This window comes from Corynebacterium sp. HMSC056F09 (assembly GCF_001815785.1).
Lineage (GTDB): Bacteria > Actinomycetota > Actinomycetes > Mycobacteriales > Mycobacteriaceae > Corynebacterium > Corynebacterium hiratae.
In genome coordinates, this window is record NZ_KV821896.1 from 44,906 (window position 1) to 54,106 (window position 9,201).

Annotated in this window: 8 protein-coding genes and 6 tRNA genes; 7 read left to right on the forward strand and 7 right to left on the reverse strand. The window is 61.4% G+C overall.

What is annotated here, in order from left to right; translation table 11 throughout:
* The first annotated feature begins 69 nt into the window (after positions 1-69).
* Entirely contained in the window at positions 70-1,998 is a 1,929-nt protein-coding gene (gene dxs, locus HMPREF3056_RS01855; RefSeq protein WP_070754004.1) for a 1-deoxy-D-xylulose-5-phosphate synthase, read from the forward strand.
* Here dxs and HMPREF3056_RS01860 read toward each other — a convergent pair.
* Both HMPREF3056_RS01860 and HMPREF3056_RS01865 read right to left on the reverse strand, forming a co-directional pair.
* A complete protein-coding gene (locus HMPREF3056_RS01860; RefSeq protein ID WP_070754005.1) occupies positions 1,979-3,226 on the reverse strand; it encodes an HRDC domain-containing protein in 1,248 nt (415 codons plus the stop codon). The two genes, dxs and HMPREF3056_RS01860, sit on opposite strands and share 20 nt — an antisense overlap.
* 1 nt (position 3,227) lies before the next feature.
* A complete protein-coding gene (locus tag HMPREF3056_RS01865) occupies positions 3,228-3,893 on the reverse strand; it encodes a DUF3000 domain-containing protein (protein ID WP_175973075.1) in 666 nt (221 codons plus the stop codon).
* Between the two features lie 125 nt (positions 3,894-4,018).
* On the opposite strand from HMPREF3056_RS01865, the gene hemQ reads away from it, so the two are divergent.
* Positions 4,019-4,720 (forward strand): hydrogen peroxide-dependent heme synthase, encoded by a 702-nt coding sequence (gene hemQ / locus HMPREF3056_RS01870; RefSeq protein ID WP_046648171.1) that lies wholly within the window; start codon positions 4,019-4,021, stop codon positions 4,718-4,720.
* A 34-nt stretch (positions 4,721-4,754) separates the two neighbouring features.
* On the opposite strand, the gene msrB is transcribed toward hemQ, so the two are convergent.
* The 5 genes from msrB to HMPREF3056_RS01895 form a co-directional block, all read right to left on the reverse strand.
* Positions 4,755-5,168, reverse strand: coding sequence for a peptide-methionine (R)-S-oxide reductase MsrB (gene msrB, locus HMPREF3056_RS01875; protein WP_046648170.1), 414 nt, complete (start codon positions 5,166-5,168; stop codon positions 4,755-4,757).
* A complete protein-coding gene (locus tag HMPREF3056_RS01880) occupies positions 5,165-6,361 on the reverse strand; it encodes a glycosyltransferase family 87 protein (RefSeq protein ID WP_070754006.1) in 1,197 nt (398 codons plus the stop codon). Before HMPREF3056_RS01880 ends, msrB begins: the two co-directional genes overlap by 4 nt.
* A gap of 11 nt (positions 6,362-6,372) precedes the next feature.
* On the reverse strand, positions 6,373-7,023 hold the full coding sequence (locus tag HMPREF3056_RS01885) for a dihydrofolate reductase family protein (protein ID WP_070754007.1): 651 nt from the start codon (positions 7,021-7,023) through the stop codon (positions 6,373-6,375).
* 57 nt (positions 7,024-7,080) lie between these two features.
* The gene (locus tag HMPREF3056_RS01890; protein WP_046648168.1) at positions 7,081-7,968 is read right to left on the reverse strand and encodes a TDT family transporter; all 888 of its coding nucleotides are present in this window, start codon (positions 7,966-7,968) and stop codon (positions 7,081-7,083) included.
* A gap of 269 nt (positions 7,969-8,237) precedes the next feature.
* Positions 8,238-8,312, reverse strand: a tRNA-Val gene (locus HMPREF3056_RS01895).
* 287 nt (positions 8,313-8,599) lie between these two features.
* On the opposite strand from HMPREF3056_RS01895, the gene HMPREF3056_RS01900 reads away from it, so the two are divergent.
* The 5 genes from HMPREF3056_RS01900 to HMPREF3056_RS01920 all read left to right on the forward strand — a co-directional run bounded on the left by HMPREF3056_RS01900 (position 8,600) and on the right by HMPREF3056_RS01920 (position 9,127).
* A tRNA-Gly gene (locus HMPREF3056_RS01900) sits at positions 8,600-8,672 on the forward strand.
* Positions 8,673-8,706: 34 nt separating this feature from the next.
* A tRNA-Cys gene (locus tag HMPREF3056_RS01905) sits at positions 8,707-8,777 on the forward strand.
* Between the two features lie 31 nt (positions 8,778-8,808).
* Positions 8,809-8,880 (forward strand) — tRNA-Val (locus HMPREF3056_RS01910).
* A gap of 38 nt (positions 8,881-8,918) precedes the next feature.
* Positions 8,919-8,991, forward strand: a tRNA-Gly gene (locus tag HMPREF3056_RS01915).
* Between the two features lie 64 nt (positions 8,992-9,055).
* Positions 9,056-9,127 (forward strand) — tRNA-Val (locus HMPREF3056_RS01920).
* The last annotated feature ends 74 nt before the right edge of the window (positions 9,128-9,201 follow it).

The window sequence follows — 9,201 nt, forward strand, 5'->3', positions numbered from 1 at the left end:
CGTCACGCGTGTCAACGGGTACGGTGGTAAAGAAGAAAACGATCGATGAAGGGGTTTAAGGCAAGCTCTATGGGCATTCTGGATTCCATTCAATCACCAGGCGATCTTAAAGCCCTGAGCAAGACGCAACTGGTTGAGCTCGCGGCGGAAATCCGTCAGCGCCTTATTGAGAAGGTGTCCGCTACAGGCGGCCACCTAGGCCCTAACCTGGGCGTCGTGGAGCTCACGGTGGCGATCCATCGCGTCTTCGATTCCCCGCGGGATCCCATCGTCTTCGACACGTCACACCAGTCCTACGTGCACAAAATGCTCACGGGCCGCGCCTCCCAATTCGATACGCTGCGTCAGAAAGGCGGTTTGTCCGGCTACACGGACCGCGCAGAGTCAGAACACGACTGGACCGAATCCTCCCACGCCTCGGCAGCGCTATCCACGGTGGACGGGCTCTCCAAGGCTTTCAAGATTCGGGGTGAATCCCACCGCAATGCCGTGGCGGTCGTGGGCGATGGCGCCCTTACCGGCGGCATGTGCTGGGAAGCCCTCAACAACATTTCTGCCGATAAGGACCGCAACGTTGTCATCATCGTTAATGACAACGGGCGTTCCTATTCGCCGACGATCGGCGGCCTCTCAGAGAATCTGGGGCGCATTCGTGCGCAGCACGGATACGACGAGTTCATGGCGCTGGGCAAGAAGCGCCTCAAGTCCATGGGCTGGGTAGGCGAGCGCACCTTTGATGCATTGCACGCGGTCAAGGAGGGTGTGAAGTCGACCGTCATGCCGACGGAGATGTTCCCGGAGCTGGGCATCAAGTACATTGGCCCGATTAACGGCCACGACATTGAGGCAGTTGTGCGGGCGCTGAGCTACGCCCGCGACTATGACGGTCCTATCATCGTGCACACGGTCACCGAGAAGGGGCATGGCTTTGCTCCTGCGGTCAACGAGCCGAAGGACCAGATGCACTCCACCGGCGCCATCGACCCGGTCACCGGTGTATCCAAGGGACAGAAGCAACCGGGGTGGACTGCGGCGTTCTCGGAAGAATTGATCAAGGCCGGCCACGCCCGCGAGGACATCGTCGCCATTACTGCCGCCATGGCTGGGCCGACGGGGCTAACTCCCTTCCAAGAGGAGTTCCCGGAGCGCTTCTTTGATGTCGGCATCGCTGAGCAGCATGCCATGGCTTCTGCATCCGGTCTGGCGCTGGCCGGGATGCACCCGGTGGTGGCGGTGTACTCTACGTTCCTCAACCGTGCGGTGGACCAAGTCATCATGGACATTGCGCTGCTCAAGCTGCCAGTGACCATTGTCCTCGACCGCGCCGGTGTCACGGGCTCTGATGGTGCTTCACACAACGGTGTGTGGGATATGGCGCTCATGAGCATCGTCCCCGGCATGCGCATCGCCGCCCCGCGCGATGGTGCCCGCCTGCGGGAACTCTTTAAAGAAGCCATCGCAATCGAGGATGGCCCGACCGTGGTGCGCTTCCCCAAGGGCAACCTCCTTGATGACCGCGACGAACTCAAGCGGCTCGATGACGGGGTAGACATCCTGAGCTATTCCGATGCTGCTGCCGCTACGGAGGAGGCTACTGATGTGCTTATCGTCGCCATCGGTGCCATGAGCGCGCGTTCCCTGGGTGCAGCTGAGCTGCTCGAAGCCCAAGGCTTCAACGTGACCGTCGTGGACCCGCGCTGGCCGGTACCGGTACCGCAATCCATCATCGCGTTGGCGGCCGATCACGATCTCGTGGTGACGGTGGAGGATGGCATCCTGCGGGGCGGTGTGGGGTCCATGGTGGCCGAGGCCCTCGACGCCGCCGATGTGGACACTCCAGTACACAGGCTCGGCGTACCCGGCTGCTTCCCCAAGCATGCCAGCCGTGGAGAAATCCTCGAGGACTTTGGCTTGACCCCGGAAGGCATCGCGAACTCAGTACGTGAGTGGGTAGCTGCACGCGATGCTGAGGAGTCTGCTAAGAGCGCGGGGGAGTAGGGCGCATCCGGGCTAACCCGCGCTGCAGGAGCGGCGTGGCCAGCTCGACTTGCCAGTCGCGCGCGCCCTGGGAGCGCAGGAAATCGGGGATATCGGCATCTTTTGCGATCTCCCCCGCGACGCCGCCTTCGGGCCCGAACGCTGCCCACACCGCTGTACGTATCAGACTGGGTTTGAGGATCAGCTCGTAGCTCATGCGCAGTTCGTCACCGAGGTCCTCGAAGTCATGGCGGATCTCGCAGTAGAGCTGCCACAGCTCGGGAAAATCCCGGTTAAATACTGATTTGGAGGGCACCGGGCGGGGGCTGCGCAGCGGCTTTGGCCACTCCTGGCGCGGGCTATCCAGCGCAGTCGTGACGGCATCGAGCCAGCGCAACGTAGCCCCACCGCGGCGGCGGGGGAAACCTTTAATCTGATTGATGTCGTGCGGGGTGCGAGGCACGCGGCGCGCTATGTCCACGAGCACGCGGTGCGGCAGCACCCGGTTGGGGGCGATGTCCTGGGAACGTGCGATGGATTCGCGGCGTTGCCACAACTCGCGAGCCACGGCGAGCTGTTCGCGTGTGCGTAGCGAAGACACACCTTTCAGCTCCCGCCACGTTCGAGGCTCAGGGCCGGTAATCCCGGCATGCTCGTCGACGATCCGGTCGAATTCTTCAAAGGCCCAGTCGAGTTTGTCTTCTTCCGCAAGGATGTCTCGCAACGTCACAGCAAGTTCGTTGAGCAGCTCCACGTCGAGCGCCGCGTAGTTGCGCCATGTCCGGGGAATGGGTGTTTGGGACCAATCGGAATCGCCGTAACCCTTTTCCAGTTCGACGTCGAACAGCTCCAGCACCATCGCCCCCAGGTTGGGATGCGCAAAACCGGCGAAGCGGGCGGCAAGCTCGGTATCGAACAGTGTTCCGGGGTGTAGCCCCAGCCAGGCCAGACAGGGGAGATCGGAAGGGGCGGCGTGGACTACCCAGTCCTGGCCGTTGAGCACCGGCGCTAGCGCGGAACTCAGTTCATGCCGACGATTCTCCGGGGCAAACAAAAGCGTGCCTGCGCCTTCCCGGCGAATTTGCACTAGAAAGGCGCGGTCATCGAAGCGGTAGGCCGACGCGCGTTCGGTATCAATTGCGAAGGGTCCAGTCCCCGCGGCCAGGCGCGCAGCACCCGCCTGGAACTCACGGGGAGAAAGCAGGACTTTTGGCGTGCCGTCGGCGGGGACCTGGCGCAGTTCGCTCATGTTAGCGCCCGAGCTCGGTGACGCCCTCGGGCGGCAGGCCTGCGACGAGAGAAAGCACCTGTGCAAAAGCCTCGACGTGTGGGGCAAGATCCAGGTCGGCTGCAGTCCAGGACGCGCGCATTTCCAACTGATAGGCTCGCGGCGGGCCTCCGATCTCGCCGAAGCGCACCGAAGCAGTCGAGGTGACAGTACCTCCGAGGTTGGTGTGTGTTGCCTCGCGCACGTCGAGGGATTCGGTGAGCCACTCCCAGGCGACGTCGGGAAGAAGCGGGTCTCCGGCTACGGCATCCTCCAAGTCTGCCTGGATGTAGGCCACCAGGCGCATCGCACCTTCCCAGGCTTCCTCAGCGCCTGGGTCGTGCAACAGGATAAGGCGGCCGAAGGCATCACCCTCAGAGTCGGTGGGGATAGCCTCCTCCTGCTCGTGACGCTCAACCTCCAGGCCAATGGCATGGCTGAACGGGGCCAGTCGCTGCGGGGGTCGGATGGTGCCCAAGGTGATTTCTGGGCGCAGCTGCGCAGCGTGGAGGGACTCGACGGCCTCCGTGAAGGCAGCCGGAGTGCTCGGTTCTGCGGGGCGCGATTCGGCGGGAGAGGCGGCGGCGCGATCGTGCAGGTTGGTCGGTGCCCCTGCAAGGTTGCGCGAAGAAACGTCGGAATTGCTCACGGGGATCAAGGTATAAGCTCCGCCCGTGTGGCGGTGGAAGGCGCGCCGAAAGGCTAGTGGCGCGCGAGGGCGTCTCCAACTTATGATGGATAAGAAACTTTGTCGGTTGAAAAAAGGAGAGAGGCATGTCGAAGGTCAACTTCGCCGAGCTCAACAAGGTCCAGCGCTACTCGCAGCACGCGGTGTTCCAGGTCATCCCGGGGGCGCTGGGCACTGAGCGCGAGGAGATCGTCGCGCAGGCGCAGAAGTTCTTCTCTGAGCTCGAGGAAGCAGGCGTGGTTACCGTGCGCGGTATCTACGATCTGTCCGGAATGCGGGAGAGCGCTGACTTCATGATCTGGTGGCACGCTGAGGAATTCGCCGACATCCAGAAGGCCTTCGCGGACTTCCGCCGCGAGACCGTCCTGGGCCAGGTCTCCGAGGTGACCTGGGTGGGCAATGCACTGCACCGCCCGGCGGAGTTCAACAAGTCCCACCTGCCGTCCTTCATTATGGGCGAGGAGCCCGGAGAGTGGATTTCTGTCTACCCCTTCGTGCGTTCTTACGACTGGTACACCATGGATGAAGAAAAGCGCCGCCGCATCCTCATGGAGCATGGCATGCAGGCGCGCGACTACCCGGATGTCCGCGCCAACACTGTGCCGGCCTTCGCACTGGGTGACTACGAGTGGATTCTGGCCTTTGAGGCTCCGGAACTGCACCGCATCGTGGACCTGATGTACCTCATGCGCTACACCGAGGCCCGTCACCACGTGCGCGAGGAGATCCCCTTCCACACAGGACGCCGCGTGAAGGACGTGGCTGAGCTCATCGCGATTTTGCCCTAAAGAGTCGCGATAGCGCCGGAAGCCGGTTGAAGGTTTAGTCCTCGACCGGCTTTTCTTCTAGGTTGAGGCAGATGGAGTTAATGCAGTAGCGCAGGTCCGTCGGTGTATCGTAGCCCTCGCCTTCGAAGACGTGGCCAAGGTGGGATTCGCAGTTGGCGCACAGCACTTCGATGCGGCGCATGCCCAGTGAATTATCTTCGCGCTCAATGACGGCGTTGCCAGCCAAGGGGGAGAAGAAGGACGGCCAGCCACAGTGCGATTCAAACTTTTCGGTGGAGCGGAAGAGCTCGGCGCCGCAGGCTCGACAGGAGTACACGCCTTCGGTAGTGGTGTTGGTGTATTCACCGACGTGCGGTGCCTCGGTGCCGGCCTCGCGCAGGACGTGGTACTCCTCAGGGCTCAGGCGCTTGCGCCATTCGGTATCGGCAATGAGCTTGTAATCAGTCATGCGGGAATCTTATCGCTCGACTGAGCTTGCCGGCTAGCCCCTCGCTCCGCGCTCCACCAGCCGGCCACGGAGGCAGCGGTCACGACGATGAGCAGGCCCCACCCGATGGTGGCGATGAACACGCTCATCCAGTGCGCGGCGGTGGGCATGCTGGACGACGTCCACTCGAGCGGCGCCAAGAATAAAAATGCGGCCAACCATGCTCCCCACGTGTGGAAGACCGAGCGGCCCAGCACCACCGTAAACAGCATTGGGATAAGCCACATGGAGTAGTACTGCTGTCCCAAGGAGGAAAGGAAGAAGATGCCGACCATGATGGCGCCACTGGTGCTCAGCGCCCAGAAGGTCGGCTCGCTGTCGCGCCAGCGCAGCAGACCGAGGATCGCCACTGCGGCTAGCGCCGCGAAAAGGATCCAGATGGGGTAGTAGATGACGCCGGGGAGATCGAAGTAAGCGCGCACGCCCGGCCATGAGGCGTTGGCGTAGTCGCGCGTGGTGGACAGGTAAGGAAGAAGGTTGGCGCGGAAGCCCTCCACGCCGGGGACGAACGGCCAAGCTGCAAGGTTGGCTACCAGCGGTACAGCTACACCCAGACCTAAGGTGAGCCAGCGTTTGCGCACCAAGGCGAGGAAGAGCAGCGGGGCAAATTGTGGCTTGACCAGAATTGCCAGACCGATGCACAGCCCGGCGGCCCATCCGTGCTTGTCCAACAAGACCAGAAACGCCACCATCGCGAGCAGCAACAAGCCATTGATGTTGGTAAAGACCAACGTGTTGATGACTGATTCGGTAGCGAAGGCAGCGGCGATGCTCACCGGTAACAGCGGGCCCCGCAGGCTGTGACCTACGAAGCGGGTCAGCAGAGCCAAGGCAGCGACGATGGCAGCGGCGTTGGCCAGAATGAAGGCGATGCGCGCGTGTTCCTCAGACACGAGCCCTAAGGGAGATAGCAGGACGGTGGCCCCTGGGTTATACAGGTAGAGCGGTTCCACGAAGGAATAGTTCTGTTCATAAACCGGGTTGCCTTCCCACAACCTCCGGATCGCGTGGTAGACGGTGCCGAAGTCATCAGTCACCGAGCCGTTAACAGCGAGCACGAACACGCGGTGAAGGACTAAGACGATGGCGGCGGGCCAGGCGGCGGCCGTCCACAGTCGCGCGGAAGCTGGGAATGAGGGAGCCGGAGAAGTCACGGCAGCAAAGTTTACGGGGTTTGTGCGCGCCGGTAGCGCAGAAACACCGTGCTGTCGACGGTGTCGACGTTCTCCAGCTCGAGCTTGAGTGCGGGGGAGGTGGCCTCGCCGTCGACGACGGGCTTTTCGACGGAAGGGGAAAGGTGCGGATCGAGCGTCAGATAAAGCTGGTCGACGAGGCTCTCTGCGATAAAGGCGGAATAAACGGATGGGCCACCTTCGCAACTGATGCGGCGCGCGCCTAGAGCGTGAAGAGCTGAAACAGCCTCGCTCATGGTTCCGGTACCTGTGCTGATGACTTCGGCGCCGGCGTCGGCCAAGCGCTGTGCCTCGGGCGAAGACGCGCGCTCTGCCGGGGTAAGCACGATGGGGCCTGCGGCAATGAAATCCTCGAAACCGGCAAATTCGAGGGAGTGGCTAAGCACGGCGAGGCGCGTGCTTGTCGACGGCCCATATTCCTCCGCCTTCACCGTGGCTGAGCCGACGACGGCAATATCGGCCCACTCGCGTAAAGCCGCGAAGAGCTCGGCGTCAGTGTCGTTACCCATGGGGCCGGAAGTGCCATCGATGGTGGCGGAGCCGTGGAGCGTACTCACCGCAATCAAGCGGATTCCTTCTCGGTCTGGCCCCAGTAGGCGTTCTGTCAGCGCAGTCTCACTCATGGCGCCCCACGGTACCTCAAAGGGCGGTTACCGCCTGGGGAGGTGGATCTCATGCCATTAGGCGCGCTGGAGCCGCCATGTGCCGAAGCGCAGCGCGCAGGCTCCCCAATGGAGCAATAAGAGCACCAAGAGAACGAAGGACAACCGGTGCCAGCCTTCATTCCATGAACCTAGGCACAGTGTTCCGACCGGGAAGGTCGAGCCCCACCAGCCGGGGCTGTAGGGAGTCCACTCGAAGACCGCTCGGTAGAAGCAGTACATTGCGAATGCGACGCAGGGTGCTCCAATGGTGAACATGATGATGCCGTAGAGGTGGGCGTCAAAAAGCAGTGTCGAGGCTGCCGTTGACTGTCCAACCACGCCGAGCGGGATCCACGCTGTACCTGCAGCTGCCCCGCGCGGCCTTTCTCGGCGTTGTACAAGGGACCAGTAACAGTAGGCGAATAGTGGAATTGCGGTGATGAACGTGAGGAAGAAGCATAGCTCGCCGGCAAAGTGGTAGAACTGCCCGTGGTTCATAGCCAACTGACCTGCGGAGGTCGCCGCCACCATGGGAGAAACAAGTGCCAGGCCCCAAGGAAAAGCGGGCTTGTCGTAGAGGTGCGGCTGTTTGAACAACCCCCATAGCTGCCACAAACAGACCACCACCGATAGCGGTGCACCAATCCACCAACTTGCCAACTGGAAGGCATCGCTTCCGGTAAGCGCGGTCCATGCCGAGCCGCACGCCAGCAGCCCCATCGTGTACATGCCCCACGCCGCCATGTTCTGGTGCCGGGGAGGCTCATTCTTCGTCCCCGCGGTAACAATCACCAGCAGCACCGCTGCGATAAAAGCGAAGACGAACTGCGCTACGCCTAAACCATGCAACCCCGACAAAGTCGATGCAATCGAGGTACCCATCAAGGCACCGGCCCAGGCCGGGCCGCACTTTGGCAACCGCATAAAATCACCCTATTCCTGCACTTGTTGCTATCGAACCCTTATGGAGCAATCGGATAAGTGTGCGAGGGGGACAGGTTCAATGTCATGCAGTCTTGTGTAACCGTGCCGTGTCCCCAACGCGTCGAGGTTTTCGTCTAGCCCTTGTGGCCAAGATGAGGCACAATGAGAAAACGCCCCCGCGAGAAACCATTAATGTAGATTTATAATCCACATAGTATCCACGCGAAGGCTTGTGCCACATGCTGCAGGTCTCTGACCTGCAGTTATGATGGTGGTTCTAGCTGGGATTGAACCAGCGACCTTTCCGGTGTGAACGGAACGCTCTCCCACTGAGCTATAGAACCTCGGTGCAGCACTTAAGGTACACCGCGCGTGTAGTAACCCCCTAATCGTCCAGCTCAAACGCGCTTTAAGCTGTATGTGTGGGTGTTAGTGTCGTGGTGGAGTCGGTCCAGGGCTTCCTGTTGCCATCGCTGCCGCTCGCTGTAACCGCAGTCTCAATCACACTGATGTAATCCGCAGGCTTTGGGGAGTCTGGGGATTAGTGCCGTGGGCTGCGGATTTGGAAACTACGGCGGCGCACGATAAAGTTTCTTCTCGCACCACGGCATACCGGCCGGGAACGTGCAATGCGGATGTAGCGCAGTTGGTAGCGCATCACCTTGCCAAGGTGAGGGTCGCGAGTTCGAGTCTCGTCATCCGCTCCGGCACATGTAGTGTGTGAGGCGGTATCGCCACGGTGGAATGGCCGAGTGGTGAGGCAACGGTCTGCAAAACCGTGCACACGGGTTCGATTCCCGTTTCCACCTCAAATGCTGGCGCCCAAACAGGGCGCTGCGAGCGCGTTTAGCTCAGCGGGAGAGCGCTTCCCTGACACGGAAGAGGTCACTGGTTCAATCCCAGTATCGCGCACAAGGACTTTGTCCTAGAAACCGGGCCTGGTTTCGAATGCGGATGTAGCGCAGTTGGTAGCGCATCACCTTGCCAAGGTGAGGGTCGCGAGTTCGAGTCTCGTCATCCGCTCCGAGACTTTCTTGACGCCAAACTTTTTGGCATAAGTGAGTGGAGGGTCTTGATAAATACATATGCGCGATTAGCTCAGTGGGAGAGCGCTTCCCTGACACGGAAGAGGTCACTGGTTCAATCCCAGTATCGCGCACAAGGAGTTCCTTGCGGGCTCCGTGGCAAGCTCCGGCTTGCCACGCGGATGTAGCGCAGTTGGTAGCGCATCAC

Bases quoted from the DNA above. Each gene is read 5' to 3' on its own strand.
- dxs (WP_070754004.1), top strand. From the start codon at position 70: ATGGGCATTCTGGATTCCATTCAATCACCAGGCGATCTTAAAGCCCTG.
- HMPREF3056_RS01885 (WP_070754007.1), bottom strand. From the start codon at position 7,023: ATGAGTGAGACTGCGCTGACAGAACGCCTACTGGGGCCAGACCGAGAA.
- msrB (WP_046648170.1), bottom strand. From the start codon at position 5,168: ATGACTGATTACAAGCTCATTGCCGATACCGAATGGCGCAAGCGCCTG.
- hemQ (WP_046648171.1), top strand. From the start codon at position 4,019: ATGTCGAAGGTCAACTTCGCCGAGCTCAACAAGGTCCAGCGCTACTCG.
- HMPREF3056_RS01890 (WP_046648168.1), bottom strand. From the start codon at position 7,968: ATGCGGTTGCCAAAGTGCGGCCCGGCCTGGGCCGGTGCCTTGATGGGT.
- HMPREF3056_RS01860 (WP_070754005.1), bottom strand. From the start codon at position 3,226: ATGAGCGAACTGCGCCAGGTCCCCGCCGACGGCACGCCAAAAGTCCTG.